Here is a 21,504-nt window from a genome sequence, read left to right as displayed (position 1 = left end):
TGTCCACTATGCCGTTCGAAGCAGCTTGTGCAAGGCGTGGGATGCCTGCCTTCCCGCGGCCTACCAGCCGCCGCCGCCGCCGCCGCCGCCACCGCCGCCGGAAAAGCCACCCGAGGAGCCCGAGGATCCGGAACTGGATGATTTGGGAGCGGGAAGTGACGACCGGAAAGACCCGGCCATGGAACTTGCCGTCTGGCCCAGGCTGTCGGACACGTGCCGGGCATCGAAATGGCTGCCGGAATACCAGCCAGGATGATAACTGGCGGCGGCCGCCGCCCCTGCCGCCGTGGTCAGCCAGGCTTCGAAGGCCTTCGCCCATGGCTTTTCAACGCCGAGCGCCACGGCGTAGGGCAGAAGCTCCTCAAAATGACCGGTGCTCATGTCCGGGACTTTCGCCATGTTCAGCCGTTCCTTTTCGGCCACGCTCAGATACATCCGCAATCCCTCGATCTCGTCTAGAGCCTGACGGCCGAGCGCCGTCGGTGCACTGATCAGGAAGAAGAACAGGATGTTGAGGGCGACCAGCGCCACCGCGATGAACGGCAGGACTGGCAGGGATTCCACGCCGCCATTCACATGATAGGCCCCGAAGGCCGCTCCCGAAATGGCAAGGCCGAAGACCACGAAAATCAAGGCCATGCGCAGTTTCATGCTGGCGAAGCGGAAAATGGCTTTGCCAAGATTGACCGAAATGATGGTCGCGAAGACGGAAAAGACCAGGAAGACGATGACGAACCCTTCCTGGCCGGGCTGCAATCCGCCGAAGGCGAGCAGGGCGACAATGGTAACGAGGCTCAGAATGAACCCGGGAATGAGATACCGTTTATTGGTTCTGAAATAGACGTCCCGGCTTTCCCGTTCGATCGCCGCCCTAAACTTGCTGCCCAGAGCCTGGATCGATGTGCCGTTGGCCTTGTTCAGGGTCAACGGGCTCCCCCGCCCGTTCAGCCATTCCTCCAGCGCCGCCTCACCCTTTGGAAGTCCAAACCCGGGAATATGCTCGTCCCGGCCCGTCCGGTTCAGCACCAGGGTCGTGTCGCTGTCCTCTTCCTCAAGTCGCAACCGTTTCTTGACCGCCAGGTTGAGACAGGCGGCCGAAAGCGCAACCCAGCCGCCATCACCGAAGCCCCGGCTGTCTATGTATTTCGCAAGGGCGGGCGAGATGCGGTAAGGAGGCGAGAACCTGGGAAAAACGACGCCTTCAGCCGGATCGCGGCCTACCATCCACCAGGCGGCAAAGTAATACAGGAGCACCAGCAGCAGCCCTGCTGTGCCGATCAGCTCCGATCTGTAGTCATTGACGAAATATTCCAGCTTGTCGGCTTCAGACGGCGGCGTGACCGCGCCCTTCGGCAGGCTGACGTTGACCGACAGGCCTTCGTAGGGCGGCAGAACCGCCGTTGTCCGGAAAACCACTTCAGACGCGTCTTGAACGCTCTGCGCCTCAAAGGCGTTGCCGGTCTCGCCATAACCACCTGTATAGGCCGTCCATTCGCTGGCCTTCACACCCTCCGGCAGAACGACCCGCGCGATGGCTTCATCGACGGGGAAGATCCATTCGTTGCCAGTCACGTTCCAGTAGACCTCGTCACGGTCTTCAAAAAAGCGGATCTGCCGGTCCGTCTCGTAGCTGAAGGTGTAGGTGTAATTGCCCGCCGCCAGGAAGGTGTTCTCGTCCCCGACGTAGATCCGGATACCCTGGCTGTTGCCGTTGGTATGGTATGGCGCTGGAACACCATCTTGCAGCACGGAGAGCAGCTTGAAGCCGGCCTTGTAGATGCGCCCGTTCGCCCCCTCCACCGCAAGCGGAATGTCGCGGAAAATGCCGCGCCTGATCTGATCGCCTTCCGCGCGCACGGTAATCGTTTCCGTGACTGTCAAAGTGCCGTCTCGCGCAACGTCGATATCGGAAACGAACTTCAGGATGCGCTCGTCCGCCTGAGCCCCCATGACCCCGACGAGCAGGACGAAAGCCGCAAGAACGCCGGCGGAAATCCGGTTCAGCATTGCACGCACCTCAGAACTGGACCTTCGGCACCGCGCGGTCCGTCTCGTCTTCGATTTCGAAGTATTCGGCCTTCTCGAACTTGAACTGGTTGGCGATCAGATTGGACGGAAAACTCTCGACGGCGACATTCAGGTTCCGGACAGCGCCGTTGTAATACCGGCGGGCCATCTGGATGGCGTTTTCGATCTCGTCGAGCGACTTGTGCAGATCGGAAAAGTTCTGGCTGGCCTTCAGGTCCGGATAGGCTTCCGCGACCGCGAACAAGCGGCCAAGCGCATGACTGAGTTCGCCTTCGGCTTTTGCGCGGGCGGCAACATCATCCTTCGGAACCGCCGAGACCTGCGCACGCATGCTGGTCACCGCTTCGAGCGCTTCTCTTTCATGGGAGGCGTAGCCCTTCACGGTCTCGACCAGGTTGGGAACGAGATTGGCCCGGCGCTTGAGCTGCACATCAATGCCGCTCCAGCCCTCCTCGGTCATCTGCCGTTTGCGGACCAGGGCGTTGTAAAGAACAATCACCAACAGCGAGAGCGCGATCAACAGCGCAAGAATGAACCAGGCAAAGACCATATGAACCTCCGAAATCTACCGAGGAAGCTAACCGCTGACAAATGGCTTGTCATCAGGATCAGTTCTACAGACAGTCATGAAACGACAAACGGTAATCTGGAACACAGGTTTCCGGTTCGAAGCCATCAGAATCCGCATTCGGTTGGATGAGAAGGGATATGTCCGGGATGGTTTTCAGGCACGCGCGTGCAACCCTGGCCGTGACGGCCGTATTGGCCGGGTCGCTTCCGGGCCTTCGGCAGGCCTCGGCGTCGCTCGCAGACCAGTATGTCTGCACGTCAGGGGATATGACCTTTACAGTCGTCGTCAATCCGCATGAGCCCGGTCCCGCAACACTTTATGGCCCGCTGGAGCAGGCAAAAGCGGACGAGCATCAGCATATGCTTCTGGAAGAACGGAAAGCTGCGTCAGGATTTCACTATGAAAGCGGCGGTTTTCGCTTCTCGGGCCGTTTTGCCCATGCGTTCCTCTACATCGAGCAACGGGAGATCCCCTGCGACATGGAAGCCGAACCGGGAGCGTGACGCACCGAGCGCGAAAAAGCCGGGACCGCACAGCAGCCCCGGCTCGTTCGCCGCATCATTTGCCAAACTTCAAAGTGCCTCGATCAGAACCGGTACGTGATACCGGCACCCACGAGCCACGGATTGAGTTCCGCTGTACCGTGCAACTTGTTGCCCGCGACCGTGACGTCATAGTCGGGCTCCAGGAAGATCTTCTTCACGTCGAGGTTCACGCCCCAGTGGTCGTCGATCATATAGTCGAAACCAGCCTGCACAGCCGCACCAAAGCTGTTCTCGATATTCAGGTCCTGGGCATTCTTTCCCGACTGGTTATAGAAGATCGTGTAATTCACACCGGCACCGACGTAGGGCTTGAACTTGCCGAAGTTGGTGAAATGGTACTGCAGCGTGAGGGTGGGCGGCAGCAGCCAGGTCTCACCGATTTCTCCGAGGGCCGATATCGTGCCCTCACCGTTGACCTTGGCGAAGGTCGTTCCGAGGATCAGTTCCGCAGCGATGTTGTCAGTGAAGAAGTAGGTGATGTCGAGTTCGGGGATCACCGTGTCCGAGTAGGAAAGATCGGAGCCGGAAATGCCGTCGACCGAGCCGCTGTCCTGGGTGATGACACCGAGTGCACGGACACGGATTTGCCACGGGCTCTTGGGTGCGACGACCTCGAACGCCGCCGGCGGCTCGCTGCTTCCAAGATCGGCAGCAACCGCCTGCTGGGCACACGTCATCGCCAAGGCTGCGGCTGCTAGGCCGCTCCATTTCCTGTCCATTTCAGTCTCCATGAGTCGTCGCGCAGAAGTACGCTGCTCCTCGGCCTAGGCGCATGAAGATGGGCAAACATTGAGATGGATCAAATCTTGGTGACAGGGAGAAAAGCTTACGTTACGGCCTTTTTCAGATAGTTGTATTTTTGCACCAAAGTATTGATTTTTATAATAATTCCAATTCGCAAATCGGTTGTACGGAGCACTTCGGGAACCTGACCCGCGTCCCTTTCGGGAGCTCCAGGCGTGTCCCGGCTTCCAGCAAGGCAAATGCTCAGCACAGCCCCGAAACAGACGGCTCACACAAGAAGCCGCCACCGGCCGGGAGGTCGAACCCGGACCGGTGTTCAGAAAGATCGCAGTGGGGCGATGGAATGCTGGCCAGACCGCAGATGCGTTCAGCCGGCCGCCTGGTTGTGATAGCCGACACCGCCGGCTTCCGTTTCCAGGAAGGCCGCACCGCAGGCCTTGGCCAGTTCGCGAACCCGCAGGATGTAGCTCTGGCGTTCGGTCACAGAGATGACACCGCGCGCGTCCAGCAGGTTGAAGGCGTGGCTGGCCTTGATGCACTGGTCGTAGGCCGGGAGAACCACCTGATGAACGTTGGCGCCAGCCGCTTCACGCGCCTTGGCCCCAGCCTCCAGCAGCGAACGGCATTCGGCTTCAGCATCCTTGAAGTGGCGGAACAGCATTTCCGTGTCCGCGTGCTCGAAATTGTGCCGGGAGTATTCCTGCTCGGCCTGCAGGAAGACATCGCCATAGGTTACCTTGGCGTCGCCTTCCATGCCGTTGTAGTTGAGGTCATAGACGTTATCAACGCCCTGGATATACATTGCCAGGCGTTCCAGACCGTAGGTCAGCTCGCCTGAAACAGGCGAGCATTCAAAGCCGGCCACCTGCTGGAAATAAGTGAACTGCGAGACTTCCATGCCATCGCACCAGCATTCCCAGCCAAGCCCCCAGGCGCCCAGGGTCGGGCTTTCCCAATCATCTTCCACGAAGCGGATGTCGTGCAGCTTCGGATCGAGGCCGATGGCATAGAGCGAGTTCAGATACAGCTCCTGAAGGTTCGCCGGAGACGGCTTCAGGATCACCTGGAACTGGTAGTAGTGCTGCAGGCGGTTCGGGTTCTCGCCATAGCGTCCATCGGTCGGACGGCGCGACGGCTGCACATAGGCAGCCCGCCACGGACGCGGACCGAGCGAGCGCAGCGTGGTGGCCGGGTGGAACGTACCGGCGCCCACTTCCATGTCGTAAGGCTGAAGCACAACGCAGCCCTGGTCGGCCCAGTAGCGCTGCAGGGTCAGGATCAGGCCTTGAAAGGAGTTTTCCGGGCGCATGTGCGCCGGCAGGGTTTCAGTCGACATGAAGGTGTTCCGCGAATGTGGCTCTGCCCGGCGGTCAACGACCGCCGGTTCGGGCGACAGGTGCCACGATGTCGGGGCAAGGTCAAGGCGAAGCGGGCGTGGCCGTTTCAGATTGACGGAGCGCCGGCACCAAGGTATCCCTCGCACCGGCTTCAGAATGCCTGCCGCTCGCGGACAACAGTCACGGTGAAATTCTGGTCTTCAAGACTTTCTGTTCCCCACGCATTTCGCGCTGGTGGCAATGCGAGCCCCTCCTTCCTGATCGAAATGCCCATTGATGGAGAACGGAATGTCTTCCGACATATCCCGGCCCAACAGCTTTACCCATGGGCCAATCCTTCCGACCCTGGCCAGAACCGCCTTGCCCATCATCCTGGTGATGAGCATGAACGGGCTGCTGACGGTGGTCGATGCCATTTTCCTTGGCCTGATCACCGGACCGGACGCCCTCAGCGCGGTCACGCTGATGTTTCCTGCCTATATGCTGCTGGCTGCACTGGCGACACTGGTTGCCAGCGGCATGTCCAGCGTGCTTGCCCGCAAACTCGGAGCAGGTCTTGGGGCAGATGCCGAAGCGGTTTTTGCCGGTGCCCACGGTCTGGCGCTTGCCATGGCAGCTATCGTGATCACGCTGTTCGGTGTCTTTGGCGACAGGCTTACGCTCGCCGCTGCCGACGGTTCGGCGGAGATTGCCGGTATGAGCCATACCTATCTGGCGATCACGGTTGCCTTCTCACCGCTGATGTTCGTGCTGACGGTGAATGCGGATGCTCTGCGCAACGAAGGCCTTGCCGTCGTGATGGCAGGTTTCAGCCTGCTTGTTTCGCTGGCCAACATCGTCTTCGATTATCTGCTGATCGCGGTCTTCGACTATGGCGTTGCCGGCAGTGCCGCTGGAACCGTGCTGGCGCAGGCTCTCGCGCTTGCGATCATGCTGGGCCTGCGGCTGAGCGGAAAAACGGAGCTGTCGCCCTCCGCGCTTTTGCGGCATCCGCTAACCTCCTCCTGGCGCACAATCCTGACACTCGGCACGCCACAGAGCCTCAGTTTCATTGGCATTGCCCTTGGCTCCGCAGCGACCATCACCGCTCTGCAATCGGCCGGCGCCAGTGGCTATGAGGCAACGGTCGCCGCTTTCGGGATTGTCACCCGGATCATGACCTTCTGCTATCTGCCGCTACTGGGTCTTGCCCAGGCGCTGCAGGCCATGATCGGCAACAATTCCGGCGCGGGCCTCTGGCATCGCTCGGACAATACGCTGCGTCTGGGGTTGGTGGTGGCGTTTGTCTACTGCGCTCTCGCGGAACTGGGGCTGACATTCTTCTCGCACGAGATCGGCTTCGCCTTTGTCGACGATCCCCGTGTTGCGGCGGACGTCAGCCGGATCCTGCCGGTGATGGTGGCGCTCTATTTCGTGGCGGGGCCGCTGTTCATGGTGGCCACCTATTTTCAGGCGCTGGGGGACGCCGGCCGGGCTGCCCTGTTGAGCCTCGCCAAGCCCTATGCGTTCTTCCTGCCGCTGGTGTTCGTCATGCCGGTCTATTTCGGAGAAGGCGGCATCTGGCTGTCCAGTCCGCTGGCGGAGTTGATGCTGCTTGTGGTGACGCTGGCGCTACTAACAGTTACTGCGCGCAGAAGTTCGGCACGCTGGGGCCTGTTCCGGGCCGTTTCGGCAAAATGAAGCTGACGAAAGAAAAAACAGCGACGGCGGGCGGGCATATAGCCCGCCGTTTCGTCAAGCTTGCGGACGGTATTTGCCGCTGACAGGGTCCTGCACCAGTTTGGCGCCACGGCCATTCGGATCGGCCTTGGCGGCGGCCCGGGAAATCTGGTTTTCAACCTCGGCCATCTTGCGCTTGACGCGCTGCACGATCCAGTAGCCACCCACGGCCAATGCGGCCACGCCTATCAGTTCGGTCATATCGTTTCCCCTTGCTCACCCGATTTTCACACAGGCATTGTGCCTTTTTAAAGGCCGTAACGCATCCACATTGCCCGCTCTTCAACGGAGGAGATCAGTTCGTCCCCGATGCCCTCCAGCAACCGGCCCTTGCCAAGGCCGACCCCAACTCCGGCCTTGCGGCCAAGAAGCCCTCGGGGTGCGGAAATAAGTTTCGGCTCGGCCTTGTCACCAAACCGTTCCTTGATCACACCCCGCAGGTCGCCGATGGCATCGACCAGCCCCAGTTCAACACCGGTGCGGCCGGTCCAGAACTTGCCCGAAAAAAGATCGGGATCGTTGGACAGCACATCGCCTCGGCGCGATTTCACCATGTCGATGAAGGTCTCGTGGATCTCAAGCTGCAGGCTTTTGATGTATTCGATGTCTTCCGGCACTTCAGGCTGGAAGGGATCGAGCGTCACCTTCTTTTCACCGGCGGTATAGACGCGCCGGTCGACACCGATCTTCTTGATCATCTCGGTAAAGCCGAACCCTGCCGCAACCACGCCGATAGAGCCGACGATGGAGGACGGGTCCACAAAGATCTCGTCGCCTGCGAGCGCAATCATGTAGCCGCCGCTGGCTGCCACATCCTCGACGAAGACCAGAACATCCTTCTCATTTTCCTTTGCCAGGTCGCGTATCCGCTTGAAGATGAGCCGCGACTGGACAGGTGAACCACCCGGCGAATTGATGACCAGAGCCACCGCCGGCGCTTTCTTCATCGAGAAGGCTTTTTCCAGGGGGATGGACGCGGTCGCCAGGGACAGACCAGACCGGAACGGGCCACCACCGCCAATTGCGCCGCTGAGGCGCACGACCGGGATAACAGGCTTGTCGTTTCGAAAGCGTTTGGGAAGAAAACGGCGAAGGGATGAAATCACGCGTAATAGGCCCTGAAAGAGTTCACAATCTCTTCCCGATATATGTACGCGAGGTCCGCTTGCAAAGGCTCTCGGCCGTCAAAACCGAGTCGCAGGCTTTTATCTCGCGAAAGCCTGGTCAACCGCCGAACGCGCTGATCTTCTTTTTCGCCTTGCGCTTCGGCTTTGCGTCTTCTTCCTTCATGCGCTCCAGTACGTCTTCCGGTTTGGGTTTCGGCGCCGGTTCGAACGGCCAGTTGAGCTTGATGCCGGCCTCGTTGTTCTTGCGCCAGACAATTCTTGCGCTGATGGGCAGATCAAGACCGGGAATGGAGACTTCGATATCATCGGGGAGACGGTCCAGCCTGTCGCCCTCCAGCCGGCAGCCGGACCTGCTGGCATCGACGATGCGGCATTTCATCGTCACCGGATTGGTCTTTCCGCAGACGATGGCCGTGATCCAGACCTGACGCCGGATCTCACCGCGCTTATCCCCTTGTTCCTGATGCTCGATTTGAAAGGAAATCTGGGCTTGCTGGTCGCCGTAGGCAATCACCGTCCCGCGCACCAGCTTGTCGAAGCCGGCCAGACGCAATCCGACCTCCTCTTTCAGGAGGTCAACCTTGTCGGACGCGATCCAGCAGCCCTTCTCCGTGAGATCATAGGCGGTCGCTTCGAAACAGGACATGTCCGCCAAGTCGACGACAAGCGCCAAAATGCATTTGTCTGCATCCATCGTCATGACCAGATTGTTCAGACTGCATGCAGGATAACATATCCCAGCCCAAAATCTGCAGACCGATCCCTATTTGACGAAAGGTCACTTTAGCCCGCGGAAAGATGGGCCCTCACGGCTTTTTCAGCACGGTCGTTCTGCACCGAACTGCAGGCGGATCAATCGGCTGCCTTTTCACCAAGCTTCTGCTTGATCGCCAGAAAGTCCCGCCAGGACAGGCGTTTTTCGAGAGGGCTGCGTAGGAGGTAGGCCGGGTGATAGGTGGCGATTGCCGAGATCTCCCGCCCCTTGCAGGGATAGGTCATCCAGCGCCCACGCATCTTGCGAATGCCGTCCTGAACGCCGAGCAGGGTCTTGGCGGACGCCGCGCCGAGAAAGACGAGTACATCCGGATTGACCAGCTCGATCTGTCGCAAGATGAACGGCTTGCAGATTTCGGTTTCCTGCGGGGTCGGCGTCCGGTTGCCCGGCGGCCGCCAGGGCACCACGTTGGCGATATAGGCCGAGGAGCGATCCAGACCGATGGCCGCCAGCATCCTGTCCAGCAACTGTCCGGAACGTCCGACAAAAGGCAGGCCCTGCAGGTCCTCGTCACGTCCAGGCGCCTCGCCGACGAACATGAGCTTCGCCTCAGGATTGCCATCGGCAAAAACAAGCTTCTTGGCAGTCAGTTTCAAGTTGCAGCCTTCGAAGGCGCTGAGGCAATTGCGCAGTTCATCGAGGGTCGGGGCAGACGCCGCCAGATCCCTGGCCGCGGCGATGATCTCCCTGTCGGGCAAAACCGGTGACTGGCCCATGGACGCAGGTGGCACCGCGCCGATCTGAGCTGCAATAGGGGCTGCCGGAACCGGCGGGGCTGTCGCCTGACCCTGAAAGTTGCTTGCGGGGGTCTGTTGCCGGGGCTGCTGCGGCTGCGCGGAGCTTGCCACCTGCGAACCGGCCTGCGCCCGTTGCGCGGCCTGTGCACGCGTGAGCGCCACCCAATCGACGGGATCGTCCTGCAGAAAACAATCGACTCCCGCCCCCGCGTAGAAATCCAGCAGGGCTTCGAGATGTCTCGGGTCGTTCGGGATCTGTTGCAAGTGGCTGCCTCCGGCGCGGAGTTTAACGACCCCGGTCATTTCTACAAGCGTGCAACGGAAGGGCACGCTCAATCCGGTCGGTTTTCCAAAGCCTGTGCACATGCGATCAAAGGTCGAAACACTTTCTAATTACGTTTACGTAAGCGTCAAGTTGACACTTGACGCCCCGCACGTGCTTTGGTCTATCTGGGGCCAATAGGACGATCAGCGGCCTGATTTCGTAATTGCCTATGAAAAATGTCGTGTTTTGCGCTGCAAAATAAGGCAAATAGGCGGTAAGGGCTAAGGAGCGCTGGTTGCGAACGAACGCGGTTAAGTTGCTCTGACAGTTGGATATCAGCCGTTATCGAGACACTGGCTCACTGAATTGAGCACCTTGCGGCGCAGAAGTTGCCCTTTGGGCGGAGGGAGAAAAAGATGAGCGAACAAGAAGCGCTTGGCGAACGCGAGAGCATGGATGTGGATGTCGTTATCGTCGGCGCCGGGCCTGCGGGCCTGGCAGCCGCGATCCGGCTGAAACAGATCGCCAATGACAAGGGCGAAGAGCTGAGCGTCGTCGTATTGGAAAAAGGGTCTGAAGTCGGCGCGCATATTCTCTCCGGTGCCGTGATCGACCCGATCGCTCTCGACAAGCTGCTTCCGGAATGGCGCGAAGAAGACACGCCGATCAAGACGGCGGTCACCGACGACCATTTCCTCATTCTGGGGCCGGCTGGCTCCATGCGCCTGCCGAACATGTTCATGCCGAAACTCATGAACAACCACGGCAACTATATCGTCTCGCTTGGCAACGTCTGCCGCTGGCTCACCGAGAAGGCCGAAGCCCTCGGTGTTGAAATCTACCCGGGCTTTGCTGCTGCCGAAATCCTCTATGACGACAACGGCAACGTGGTTGGGGTTGCGACGGGCGACATGGGTATCGGCCGGGACGGCAAGCCCAACGCCATGTTCACCCGTGGCATGGAGTTGCGCGGCAAGTACACATTGATCGGCGAAGGTGCCCGCGGCTCCCTGGCCAAGGAGCTCATCGAGAAATTCGATCTCGACAAGAACAGCGACGTGCCGAAGTTCGGCATAGGCATCAAGGAATTGTGGCAGATCGACCCGGAAAAACACCGGCTCGGCCTTGTGCAGCATTCTTTCGGCTGGCCGCTGGACGGCAAGACGGGCGGCGGTTCGTTTCTCTACCACCTGGAAGACAATCAGGTGGCAGTCGGCTTCGTCGTTCACCTCAACTACGAGAACCCCTGGCTGTCCCCTTTCGAGGAATTCCAGCGGTTCAAGACCCATCCGGCCATCCGCGACACCTTTGAAGGCGGCAAGCGCATTTCCTATGGTGCCCGCGCCATTACCGAAGGCGGCTTCCAGTCCGTTCCGAAGCTCTCCTTCCCGGGCGGCCTGCTGATGGGCTGTTCGGCAGGCTTCGTCAACGTGCCGCGCATCAAGGGCTCTCATAACGCGATGTTGTCCGGCATGCTGGCGGCTGAGGAAGTCATGGCGGCCATCGGCCGCGGTGAGGCACACAACGAACTGAACAACTACGACACTGCCTGGCGCGAAAGTCCGATCGGCAAGGATCTGTGGCGCGTGCGCAATGCCAAGCCGCTGTGGTCCAAGTTCGGCACCGCAATCGGCGTCGCGCTCGGCGGCCTCGACATGTGGACCAACGAGCTGTTCGGCTTCTCCTTCTTCGGCACGATGAAACACGGCAAGAAGGACGCCGACACGTTGAAGCCGGCCAAGGACTGCAAGAAGATCGACTATCCGAAGCCGGATGGCGTCGTGTCCTTCGACAAGCTGACATCCGTATTCCTGTCCAACACCAACCACGAAGAGGATCAGCCGATCCATCTGAAGGTGAAGGACGAATCGCTGCAGAAGCGTTCTGAACACGACGTCTTTGCCGGCCCATCGAGCCGTTACTGCCCGGCGGGCGTCTATGAGTGGATCGAGGAAGGTGAGGATGCGCCGCGGTTCCAGATCAATTCGCAGAACTGCGTCCACTGCAAGACCTGCGACATCAAGGATCCGAACGGCAACATCACCTGGACGGTTCCGGAAGGCTCCGGCGGCCCGAACTATCCGAACATGTAAGTTCGGCGGACCTTCAATCCTTGAAAGCCACGGGGAAACTCGTGGCTTTTTTTCGTTCCTGAAAAAAGGAACAGCACCGGAAAGGAGACCTTTCCGGTGCTGCAGTCTTGCGGCCGATGGGTCGTTATCAGGCTGGCATTTGTGGGGGTCCAGCCTGTTGCGGTTGTCAAACACGGTAACGGGACCGAGCAGTCATGCCGCTCAGCTTGCTGCCGCGCTTTTCCCGCGCCACAAGTTCGTACCCGTATTAAATACGGGCTATTCTTTATGGGGTCGTTGGTCCCGATGGAGCCAGCGTGCACTTTATCCCAGAGAAGATCTGGATTTTTTCGGGTTTCGATTCACTTACATTCGTTAACCAAAACCTTGATGGCGTCGGGATAAACTCACCCTACGGCAAGGTCAAACGAATTATAGGACGAATAAAAACTTGTTATGACTCCAAAAGGCAAAACTATACCATTTGGTCAAAAATCGATCGAAAGGATCGAATCGAAAGATCTGGGCCGAGCGTTCGTGCAATCGGCCTGAAAAACGTCGATCGCATCGCAATATTTGCCGAGACAACGACGGCCGATTTTATCATTTGCAAACAAGGCGATAGTCAGTCGCCCCGCTCAAACGGGCTCCATAAATTTTTTCTATACAATGATAGATAAAGAAAATGAAATCGCCAATTCTTTGAAATCTAAGCACTTCTTTGCAACGACCGACAGCAGTCTCGACCAGAGGTTGTCACTCAAACTAAAGTCTAATGCGCGACAATCTCTCTAAACATCTGTATTTATTAATAAAATAATTTGTCCACACGGCAAGGCGCACAGAACCGGTTGTGATTGCGGTCTCGTGATTGTTAATTTACTTTTACTTCAACGGGGCAAATTTGTAGCAGTTCACCAAGGTCTTGGTGACTTCCAGCAAGTTCTTCGCGTATTTCACGCGGTTTTCCCGACTGATTATAGAGATCGAGCTGCGCAAGTGGCTGGATACCTTGTGGACAGGAGGTAAGCGGGGGCTTGGCCAGGCCGCGGCGGTACTGGTTATGATCTTGCGGATCATCCACCAAATTCATTCAGTGCTGTCAAAGCAGTTCTGAATCCCATCGACCACAAGGTTCGGCACCGGGAAGGCCACTTCCCGGTGCAACTTCTTTCCAAGTTCACATAACTGCGACGTGAACCTGACAGCGTCAGGCAGCGTCTCTGCGCGTGTTCTGACGGCGGCGGCGCGGAGGACGGCGGCTTTCGGAGGCGTTGTCATTCGCACCGGAAGACGACTGCTTGCGGAACGGTTTCTTGCTGGCCGGCTTGCCGCTACCGTTCCGGTTGTTGCTTCCGCCGCGCTTGGCGCGACCGGATGCTGCGGACATTGGCGGAATTTCGCCGCCTGCCACCGTAATCTCGATGCCGATCAGCTTTTCAATCTGACGGAAAAGGCCGATTTCTTCCGGAGCACAAAGGGCAATTGCCTCGCCTTCCGCACCGGCGCGGGCCGTACGACCGATCCGGTGGACGTAGGCTTCGGCCACTTCCGGCAGCTCGAAGTTATAGACGTGGCTGACACCCGGAATGTCGATACCGCGGGCCGCAACATCCGTTGCCACAAGCACGTTGATGGTGCCTTCCCGCAGTTCCTTGATTGCCCGGTCGCGCTGGTTCTGGCTCTTGTTTCCGTGGATCGAGCCAGCGGAAATGCCAGAATGCGACAGCTTGCGCATCAGCCGCTCGGCACCATGCTTGGTGCGGCAGAACACCAGCGAAAGCCCGTCCGGCTTGTCGCGAAGCTGATCGACGAGAAAATCGCCTTTCGAGTTCTTGTCCATGAAATGAACCGACTGAGTGACCTTGTCGGCGGTCTTGCCGGCCGGGGCGACTTCAACCCGCTCCGGATTGCGCAGATAGGACTGTGCCAGTTCGTTGATCTGTTTCGGCATGGTGGCAGAGAACAGCAACGTCTGGCGCTTGTCGGCCACCAGGCCTGCAATCCGGCGCAGGGCGTGGATGAAGCCGAGATCAAGCATCTGGTCGGCTTCGTCGAGGACCAGATAGGAGGCCGTGCGCAGATCGATCGCTTCGCGGTCGACCAGATCGAGCAACCGGCCTGGCGTTGCCACCAGAATGTCGGTCCCCTTGGAGAGGCGCTTGATCTGACCGTTGATGGAGACACCACCCACGACGGAGGAAACCCGCAGCGGGGTGTGTTTCAGAAAAGAAATCAGGTTCTTGGCGATCTGGTTCACCAGTTCGCGGGTCGGCGCCAGAATCAGCGCCCGTGTCCCCTTCGGGACAGCTTTCTTCTTCTCCGCCTGCAGCCGGTCGATCAGCGGCAGGCCGAAAGCCGCCGTTTTGCCCGTGCCGGTCTGCGCCAGACCCATCAGGTCCCGGCCTTCCAGAATTAACGGAATGGCCTTCTGCTGGATCGGCGTCGGAGTGTCATAGCCATTCTCGGAAACGGCAGTTACGAGGCCGTTGGAGAGTCCCAGGCTTTGAAAGTCGGTCAATATAAAATCCTTGGTTCAAGCGAAAACAAACGCTTGTTCAACCGCACGTCGATGACAGTGCGGCTCGAAGTTGGAGTGCGGTACAGCCGGCAGCCATCGCTGCTCGGTCTCTTTACCGCCAGACCCTCGCGTGAAATGGGAACTGGTTGAACCCCTCATTGGGTTCTTGAAGTGGCAACCCTCTTGCGGCTGCCCGCCAGGAATGTGTTCCTGTGCGGGGCGCACTCTCTGCTCACGCGGCAGCGGTTGCACTGCGGTATATCGGCGGGAAAGGCCGCAATGTCAAGCAAAGAAGCCAGAAAAGCGCTTATAGCTCAAAAAGTTCGGCTGCTCTCACGGCTTCAGGCGGAGCAAGCGGCCATCATCGCTGTCGGTCAGGACGTAGATGTAGCCGTCAGGACCCTGACGGACGTCGCGGATCCGCTCACCCAGATCCGTCAGCAGTTTTTCCTCGCCAACGACCCTGCCATCCTCCAAGTCAACACGGGCGAGATGCTGCCCGGCCAGAGCTCCGACCAGGATATCGCCCTTCCATTCCGGATAGAGATCGCTGGTCACAAATGCCATGCCGGACGGGGCAATGGACGGGTCCCAATAGTGGATCGGCTGTTCCATGCCGTCTTTCGAAGTGCCTTCACCGATCTTGGACCCCGAGTAATGACGGCCGTATGAAATCACCGGCCAGCCATAGTTCTTTCCAGCTTCGGGAATGTTGATTTCGTCGCCGCCGCGGGCACCGTGTTCAACCGTCCAGAGAACTCCGGTTTCAGGGTGGATCGCAGCCCCTTGCGGGTTTCGATGACCGTAGGACCAGATTTCCGGTTTGGCGTCGCCTCGCCCGACAAAGGGATTGTCCGGCGCAGGTTGCCCGTCCCGGGTAAGGCGCAGCACCGACCCGGCGTGGTCCGACGTGTCCTGCGCGCGCTCGCCGTCTCCGCGTTCGCCGACTGTCATGAACAAGGTGCCATCGGGCGCAAAGGCAAGGCGCGATCCGAAGTGGCGGCCACCATAGGACTTGTTGTTGCCGGAGAATATGGTCTGCCCGTCTTCCAGTACAAAGCCGCCTTCAAAGCCATTGGCCAGCCTTGCCCGAAACAGAGACGTGCCGGCGCCAGCAGGGGAGCCTTGAGAATAGGTCAGGAACACCGTCCGGTCGGAGGAAAAATCAGGGCTGAGCGCAATATCCAGCAAGCCCCCCTGCCCTTGTGCAAACACTTCCGGCGCGCCGTCAACTTCGCTTTGCCTGCCGGATGGATCAATATGCTTCACCGCACCGTCCCGCTCCGTCACCAGATAGCCTTCGTTCGGCAGGAAGGCGACGCCCCAGGGATAGGACAGGCCGGCGCCGACGGTTTCGAGCTGAACGGTGGATTGTGCCAGTGCGGCAGGGGCGAGCGGCAAAACAAGCGCAGCGGCCATTGCGGCCACACCCGGAAGAATAGGCAATTTCAGTGTCATGAGGGCTCCACGGACGATCCATTTCCACTAGTAGGTAGGCGATTGATCCGTCCGGAAAACCCGGCAAGGTGCTAAAAATCTGCCCCCGGTTTCGACGGCCTGTCTCGCAATGCCTCGAGCCGAGCGGCGATCGCGCGCTTTTCAAAGGCAACGTTCCAGTCGATCAACGTCCGCCAGACCGCCTCTGCCTGCGCGCCTTCCAGGCCCAGTTCCTCGGCCCGGTCCTTCAGGGCTGCGACCATGGTTTCAATCCGCTCGTGGTCAAAGGCCTCATCCGGATGCTGTTTCAGTTCCGCCATGCGCCGGACATATCCCTGACGGCGGGCGAAGAGCTGCAGGAGTTCCTCGTCAAGCGCATCGATGGCGGACCGGATGTCCGTCTTGCTGACGCAGTCGGCGGGCTGTTTCAATCGGGTCATTGTCGTCTGTTTTCCAAAATGGAAAGGCGGACCGACAGTGCCGGTCCGCCTTGATCAGAAGTAAGCGTTCCTTCAAGCCGGGATTAACCGGCAGACCGGGTCTGCGCCTCTACGCTGGCAAGCGCCGACATGTTCACGACACCGCGGGAGGTCACCGACGGGGTCAGGATATGTGCAGGCTTGGCGGTGCCCAGAAGGATGGGGCCGACATGAAGCGCCTGTGTCGAAACCTTCAACAAGTTATGGGCAATGTTGGCCGCATCCAGGTTCGGGAACAGCAACAGGTTGGCCTCCCCCTTCAGCTTGCTGCCCGGCATCACTCGCTCACGCAGTTCGACGCTGAGGGCGCTGTCGCCGTGCATTTCGCCATCGACTTCCAGCTCCGGATAGCGCTGCCAGATCATTTCCAGTGCTTCACGCATCTTGCGTGAGGATGCCGTGTCGCGGGATCCGAAGTTGGACAGCGACAGCAGGGCGATTTTCGGTTCGATGCCGAAGCGCCGAATTTCCTCGGCGGCGAGGATTGCCATCTCGGAGATCTCTTCCGCTGTCGGGTCTTCCGTGACGAATGTGTCCGACAGGAAGATTGCCCCTTGCGAGTTGATCAGCAGCGACATGGCCGACAGATCCCTGGCGGATTCGCAGACGCCAATGACCTGCCTGATGTCGCGCAGATGCCGGATAAACCGTCCCTCGAGGCCACAGATGACCGCATCGGCATCGCCGCGGCGCACCGCAAGTGCCGAAATCACGGTGGTGTTGGTTCGAACGACCGTCCGCGCCGCATTGGGTGGCATGCCCTTGCGTCCGACGCAGTCGAAATATTCATCGACATAGTCGCGGTAGCGCGGATCGTCCTGCGGGTTGACGAATTCGAAATCGACATCCGGGCGGATGCGAAGGCCGAAGCGTTCGCAGCGCTGCTGCAACACATCCGGACGGCCAACCAGGATCGGCTTGGCGATATTGTCCTCGATCAGAACCTGGGCGGCCCGCAGGACACGCTCGTCTTCGCCTTCCGCATAGATGATCCGCTTCGGATCCTTGCTGGCGTTCTGGATGATCGGCTTCATGATCAGGCCGGACCGGAAGACGAACCGGTTGAGGCGGTCCAGATACGCGGTGAAATCCTCGATCGGACGCGTGGCGACGCCGGTTGCCATGGCGGCCTTGGCAACGGCCGGTGCAATGCGCAGGATCAGGCGCTGGTCGAAGGGCGACGGGATCAGGTAGTTCGGACCGAAGGTTTCGGTCTTGCCGCCATAAGCGCGTGCCGCCACGTCGGACGGTTCCTCGCGAGCAAGGCCCGCAATCGCCTCGACGGCGGCCCGCTTCATTTCCTCATTGATGGTGGTCGCGCCGACATCGAGCGCGCCCCGGAAAATGTAAGGGAAACACAGGACGTTGTTGACCTGGTTCGGATAGTCGGACCGGCCGGTACACATGACGACGTCATCACGGGCGGCCTTGGCGTCTTCCGGCATGATTTCCGGATTGGGGTTGGCCAGCGCCAGGATCAGTGGGCCCTTGCCCATCTTCTCCACCATGCTCGGCTTCAGGACACCGGCAGCGGACAGTCCCAGGAAAACATCGGCGCCGTCGATCACCTGATCGAGCGACCTGAGATCCGTCTTCTGGGCAAAGACCGCCTTCCACTCGTCCATCAAGGCCTCACGGCCTTCATAGACGACGCCTTCAATGTCGGTGACCCAGATGTTTTCCCGCTTAGCGCCGAGCGAGACCAGCATGTTGAGACAGGCAAGCGCTGCCGCGCCCGCGCCGGAGGCAACGATCTTGGCTTCCTCGATCTTCTTGCCGGCAAGGTCCAGACCGTTGCGCACAGCGGCCCCGACGATGATCGCCGTGCCGTGCTGATCGTCATGGAAGACCGGAATATTCATTCGTTCCCGGAGCTTCGATTCAATCATGAAGCATTCGGGTGCCTTGATATCTTCCAGGTTGATGCCGCCGAAGGTCGGCTCCAGAACCGCTACCGCATCGACGAATTTTTCAACATCGGTCTGCGCCACCTCGATATCGAAAACATCGATACCGGCAAATTTCTTGAAGAGAACCGCCTTGCCTTCCATGACCGGCTTGGACGCCAGCGGACCAATGTTGCCGAGGCCGAGCACCGCCGTGCCGTTGGAGATGACGGCAACCAGATTGCCGCGCGAGGTGTAATTGGCGGCGAGCGCCGGGTTTTCGGCAATCGCAAGACACGGCGCGGCGACACCGGGTGAATAGGCCAGGGCAAGGTCGCGCTGGTTGCCCAGCGGCTTGATCGCCTGGATCTCCAGTTTACCGGGGCGCGGATGCTCGTGATAGTACAGGGCCGCTTCTGTCAGATCACTTCCGGTCTTGTTGCTGTCGCTCATGACGGTCCCTGTCTCCTGCCTCTTCCCTTAGGTCATTTTGTTGTGTCGCAAAGCCGTCCGGTCTGTCCGCGACGATGATCTGCAATTTCGTGAATACTCTGTGTGATTTAACCGGCACGTTGCCTGATGAGAACCCGTAATAGCAAGAACAGCACGAGCCCGTTCAGGATATGCCACAGGAAATGCGTGCCGATTGCAAGCCGGTCGCAAATCGGACCATCCAGCGTCCGGAATGTCAGCGACACGGCAAAGATGACACCGGTCAGCAGCACCTCGCGCCCGAGAGGGGCATTCCTGACAACAAACAGCCCCCCGACAACGAATATCGCTACAAGCGCAGGCACGTAACCTGCAGACGAGCCGACCAGCGGCGCAACGGCCTGCCCGGCGAAGGGGGTTGCCGCAAAAAACGCGATCACGACGCCGAGCGCGGCCCACCAGGGCAGTCCCACAAACCGGTTCAGCGCCGCATAGAGATAGACATGGATGAACAGCGCGATCGGGATGACATCCGCAAGGCTCGCCCATCGTGTCGCAAACGTGTGGAACAGGAACGACCCGACACCGGTCACGAACACGATGCCGATCAGGACGAGCGCAAGGAAATCGTCCGGCGTCCTGCGTCGCCAGAGCATATAGCCGGCGACGGCTGCAATCAGGAAAGCCGCGTTGGTGAGCGCGTTGAACGGCTCGGACCAGAATTCCGGCCCAATCCGCTCACAATAATTGTCCAGCCTGTCGGTCAGCGCCATCGGCTCCAACACCCACCCCTGCTTCTTCCCTCGAAGGACTTACAACTTGGACGTGACAGTTTCCCTAATCAAGCGGCCAAGCCTTGAAATACCTTCTTCGATTTTATGATAGTCGTTGCAGGAGAAGCTGAGCCGCAGGGTATTTGCGCCGGTCCCGTCCGGATGGAAGGCGCGGCCCGGCACGAAGGCGACCCGCACCGTTTCGATGGAGGTCTCCAGCAACGCGGCGGCATCCAGCCCTTCGGGCAGCGTCATCCAGATGAACATGCCCCCTTCCGGCCGGGTCCAGCTGACGCCCGCCGGCATGTGCTGCTCCAGCGCGGCCAGCATTGCATCGCGGCGGGCCTTGTAGACCGCATTGGTCTTGGCCGTGTGCGCCTCAAAGACATTTTCCGCAACCCGGGCCATGGCTTCCTGGTTGAGCACCGGCGAGTTGAGGTCGCTCGCCTGCTTGATCAGCACCAGCCTGGAAATGACATCAGCCGCCGCACAGATCCAGCCGAGGCGCAAGCCCGGCGAGAGCGACTTGGAAAAGCTGCCACAGTACAGTGTGCGGGCGTTGTTGATGCCCCCCGACGCTTCGCAATCAAGCGCCAGCATTGGCGGCAGCGCTTCACCGTCGTAGCGCAGCGACTCATAGGGTGAATCCTCGATGACCGCGCAGGAGAGTTCCCCGGCCAGCGTCAGAAGGCGTTTTCGCCCGGCCAAATCCACCGTCAGGCCGGTCGGGTTGGCAAAGTCCGGAGACAGATACGCGAATTTGATCCGCCCTCCCCTTTCGCGTGCCGCCGCCGCAAAATCTTCCGCCGGGCGATTGACGCCCGGGTCAAGCCGGTCATAGCCGGGTTCATAGGCATTGAAGGCCTGCAGCGCGCCCAGATAGGTCGGCCATTGCACCAGCGCTGTGTCGCCTTCGGTCAGGAACAGTTTGCCAATATAATCCAGCCCCTGCTGAGAGCCTGACGTAACCAGAATGTTCTCCGGCCCACACTCGACCCCGAGGCCGCGCATGTGGCTGACGATCCAGTTGCGCAGGCGAGCGCTGCCCTCGCTCATGCCGTATTGCAGGGCGCGGCCCGCACCGTCACCTGCCAGAATTTCCTGATAGGCCTCCTTGAAGGCTTCGGCCGGAAACAGCGCCTGGTCGGGAATACCACCGGCAAAGTTGATCACGTCCGGCCGGTCCAGCAGTTTCAGGAGTTCACGGATTTCCGAGGCGCGCATGCGGCTGGCGCGTCGGGCGTAGAGGCTTTCCCAGGTTGTCATTGTTGGCTCGTTACATTTTTGGATTGGTTATTTAAGTCAATAATACTGACCTAACTGTATTGCAAGTGTCTCAATCTTGTTATTTTTTGTAATTTTATTTCAAATCACATTTGCCGCGACAGATTGCTCGCTGCCTCTGGAACCCGGTTCGGCTATCGCCTATGTCTGGAGAGCAAAGGAGTTCGCCATGTCCCGTCTCGATGAAAGCCGCCCGTTCATTCCGCTCAACATTGCCGTTCTGACGGTTTCCGACACGCGCAAGCTGGAGGAAGACCGGTCCGGCAACACGCTGGCAGACCGGATCGAAAAGGCGGGGCATGTGCTCGCTGACAGGCAGATCGTCACTGATGACGTTCCGGCTATTCAGGCCGTCGTCAAAAACTGGATCGCGGACAAGGGCGTGGATGTGATCGTCTCGACCGGTGGTACCGGCTTTACCGGGCGGGACGTGACGCCGGAAGCCATGGAGCCGCTGTTCGAAAAGCGCATGGACGGCTTTTCCGAGGTCTTTCACCGGATCTCCTACGACAAGATCGGTACCTCGACGATCCAGTCCCGCGCGACCGGCGGCGTCGCCGGGGCGACGTATATCTTCGTGCTGCCAGGCTCACCCGGCGCTTGCAAGGATGCCTGGGACGGTATCCTGAAATGGCAGCTGGACTATCGTCACATGCCCTGCAATTTCGTTGAAATCATGCCCCGGCTTGACGAGCACCTGAAGCGCGGCAAGCTGCGAGAAGCGTGATGCCCGCAGAAGGGCGAAAAACTCGCCCGAGCGGACATCACGCCG

General features: G+C 59.5%; 19 protein-coding genes. 4 read left to right on the top strand and 15 right to left on the bottom strand.

The genetic code is table 11. From position 1 onward, the window contains the following. Positions 1 to 60: 60 nt before the first annotated feature. Positions 61 to 2,007, bottom strand: coding sequence for a DUF2207 domain-containing protein (locus SIAM614_RS15425; protein ID WP_006935837.1), 1,947 nt, complete (start codon positions 2,005 to 2,007; stop codon positions 61 to 63). 10 nt (positions 2,008 to 2,017) lie between these two features. After that, entirely contained in the window at positions 2,018 to 2,578 is a 561-nt protein-coding gene (locus SIAM614_RS15420) for a LemA family protein (protein ID WP_006935831.1), read from the bottom strand. A 158-nt stretch (positions 2,579 to 2,736) separates the two neighbouring features. Between SIAM614_RS15420 and SIAM614_RS15415 the strand changes: the two genes are divergently transcribed. Continuing rightward, positions 2,737 to 3,102: a hypothetical protein gene (locus SIAM614_RS15415; protein WP_006935824.1), complete on the top strand. Its 366-nt coding sequence runs from the start codon at positions 2,737 to 2,739 to the stop codon at positions 3,100 to 3,102. An 83-nt stretch (positions 3,103 to 3,185) separates the two neighbouring features. Here the strand turns inward: SIAM614_RS15415 and SIAM614_RS15410 are convergent, their stop codons facing one another. Together SIAM614_RS15410 and SIAM614_RS15405 are read right to left on the bottom strand one after the other, a co-directional pair. Further along, positions 3,186 to 3,863 carry an OmpW/AlkL family protein gene (locus SIAM614_RS15410; RefSeq protein ID WP_157139883.1) on the bottom strand — a complete coding sequence of 226 codons (678 nt, stop codon included), beginning with the start codon at positions 3,861 to 3,863 and terminating at the stop codon, positions 3,186 to 3,188. Between the two features lie 392 nt (positions 3,864 to 4,255). Next, positions 4,256 to 5,197 (bottom strand): glycine--tRNA ligase subunit alpha, encoded by a 942-nt coding sequence (locus SIAM614_RS15405; protein ID WP_006935822.1) that lies wholly within the window; start codon positions 5,195 to 5,197, stop codon positions 4,256 to 4,258. Between the two features lie 316 nt (positions 5,198 to 5,513). Between SIAM614_RS15405 and SIAM614_RS15400 the strand changes: the two genes are divergently transcribed. Then, a complete protein-coding gene (locus tag SIAM614_RS15400) occupies positions 5,514 to 6,905 on the top strand; it encodes an MATE family efflux transporter (protein ID WP_040440341.1) in 1,392 nt (463 codons plus the stop codon). 54 nt (positions 6,906 to 6,959) lie between these two features. Here the strand turns inward: SIAM614_RS15400 and SIAM614_RS15395 are convergent, their stop codons facing one another. The 4 genes from SIAM614_RS15395 to SIAM614_RS15380 all read right to left on the bottom strand — a co-directional run bounded on the left by SIAM614_RS15395 (position 6,960) and on the right by SIAM614_RS15380 (position 9,886). Then, positions 6,960 to 7,145, bottom strand: coding sequence for a hypothetical protein (locus tag SIAM614_RS15395; protein WP_006935813.1), 186 nt, complete (start codon positions 7,143 to 7,145; stop codon positions 6,960 to 6,962). Positions 7,146 to 7,192: 47 nt separating this feature from the next. Beyond that, positions 7,193 to 8,050 carry a S49 family peptidase gene (locus tag SIAM614_RS15390; protein WP_006935810.1) on the bottom strand — a complete coding sequence of 286 codons (858 nt, stop codon included), beginning with the start codon at positions 8,048 to 8,050 and terminating at the stop codon, positions 7,193 to 7,195. A 118-nt stretch (positions 8,051 to 8,168) separates the two neighbouring features. Beyond that, positions 8,169 to 8,771 (bottom strand): PilZ domain-containing protein, encoded by a 603-nt coding sequence (locus SIAM614_RS15385; protein WP_006935809.1) that lies wholly within the window; start codon positions 8,769 to 8,771, stop codon positions 8,169 to 8,171. Between the two features lie 152 nt (positions 8,772 to 8,923). Next, positions 8,924 to 9,886, bottom strand: coding sequence for a uracil-DNA glycosylase (locus SIAM614_RS15380; protein ID WP_006935808.1), 963 nt, complete (start codon positions 9,884 to 9,886; stop codon positions 8,924 to 8,926). A 378-nt stretch (positions 9,887 to 10,264) separates the two neighbouring features. On the opposite strand from SIAM614_RS15380, the gene SIAM614_RS15375 reads away from it, so the two are divergent. After that, the gene (locus SIAM614_RS15375) at positions 10,265 to 11,941 is read left to right on the top strand and encodes an electron transfer flavoprotein-ubiquinone oxidoreductase (RefSeq protein ID WP_006935807.1); all 1,677 of its coding nucleotides are present in this window, start codon (positions 10,265 to 10,267) and stop codon (positions 11,939 to 11,941) included. A gap of 853 nt (positions 11,942 to 12,794) precedes the next feature. On the opposite strand, the gene SIAM614_RS32020 is transcribed toward SIAM614_RS15375, so the two are convergent. From SIAM614_RS32020 to SIAM614_RS15340, 7 genes are all read right to left on the bottom strand, one after another. Further along, entirely contained in the window at positions 12,795 to 13,013 is a 219-nt protein-coding gene (locus tag SIAM614_RS32020; protein WP_157139882.1) for a hypothetical protein, read from the bottom strand. Positions 13,014 to 13,130: 117 nt separating this feature from the next. Beyond that, positions 13,131 to 14,441 carry a DEAD/DEAH box helicase gene (locus SIAM614_RS15365; RefSeq protein WP_006935804.1) on the bottom strand — a complete coding sequence of 437 codons (1,311 nt, stop codon included), beginning with the start codon at positions 14,439 to 14,441 and terminating at the stop codon, positions 13,131 to 13,133. A gap of 333 nt (positions 14,442 to 14,774) precedes the next feature. After that, positions 14,775 to 15,860 carry a PQQ-dependent sugar dehydrogenase gene (locus SIAM614_RS15360; RefSeq protein WP_006935803.1) on the bottom strand — a complete coding sequence of 362 codons (1,086 nt, stop codon included), beginning with the start codon at positions 15,858 to 15,860 and terminating at the stop codon, positions 14,775 to 14,777. Between the two features lie 110 nt (positions 15,861 to 15,970). Next, complete coding sequence (locus tag SIAM614_RS15355) at positions 15,971 to 16,318, bottom strand: chorismate mutase (protein ID WP_006935802.1); 348 nt, start codon at positions 16,316 to 16,318, stop codon at positions 15,971 to 15,973. Positions 16,319 to 16,401: 83 nt separating this feature from the next. Further along, complete coding sequence (locus SIAM614_RS15350; protein WP_006935801.1) at positions 16,402 to 18,696, bottom strand: NADP-dependent malic enzyme; 2,295 nt, start codon at positions 18,694 to 18,696, stop codon at positions 16,402 to 16,404. A 107-nt stretch (positions 18,697 to 18,803) separates the two neighbouring features. Then, positions 18,804 to 19,460, bottom strand: a complete 657-nt coding sequence (locus tag SIAM614_RS15345; RefSeq protein ID WP_324294000.1) for a ceramidase domain-containing protein — start codon at positions 19,458 to 19,460, stop codon at positions 18,804 to 18,806. 27 nt (positions 19,461 to 19,487) lie between these two features. Then, positions 19,488 to 20,714, bottom strand: a complete 1,227-nt coding sequence (locus SIAM614_RS15340) for an aminotransferase-like domain-containing protein (RefSeq protein WP_006935799.1) — start codon at positions 20,712 to 20,714, stop codon at positions 19,488 to 19,490. 187 nt (positions 20,715 to 20,901) lie between these two features. Between SIAM614_RS15340 and moaB the strand changes: the two genes are divergently transcribed. Next, positions 20,902 to 21,459 (top strand): molybdenum cofactor biosynthesis protein B, encoded by a 558-nt coding sequence (gene moaB / locus SIAM614_RS15335; RefSeq protein WP_006935798.1) that lies wholly within the window; start codon positions 20,902 to 20,904, stop codon positions 21,457 to 21,459. Positions 21,460 to 21,504: the final 45 nt, after the last annotated feature.

This window comes from Roseibium aggregatum IAM 12614 (genome assembly GCF_000168975.1).
In the GTDB taxonomy this organism is placed as follows: Bacteria; Pseudomonadota; Alphaproteobacteria; order Rhizobiales; family Stappiaceae; genus Roseibium; species Roseibium aggregatum.
The sequence above is the reverse complement of the archived record's forward strand: the minus strand, read 5'-3'. Positions and strand labels throughout refer to the sequence as shown.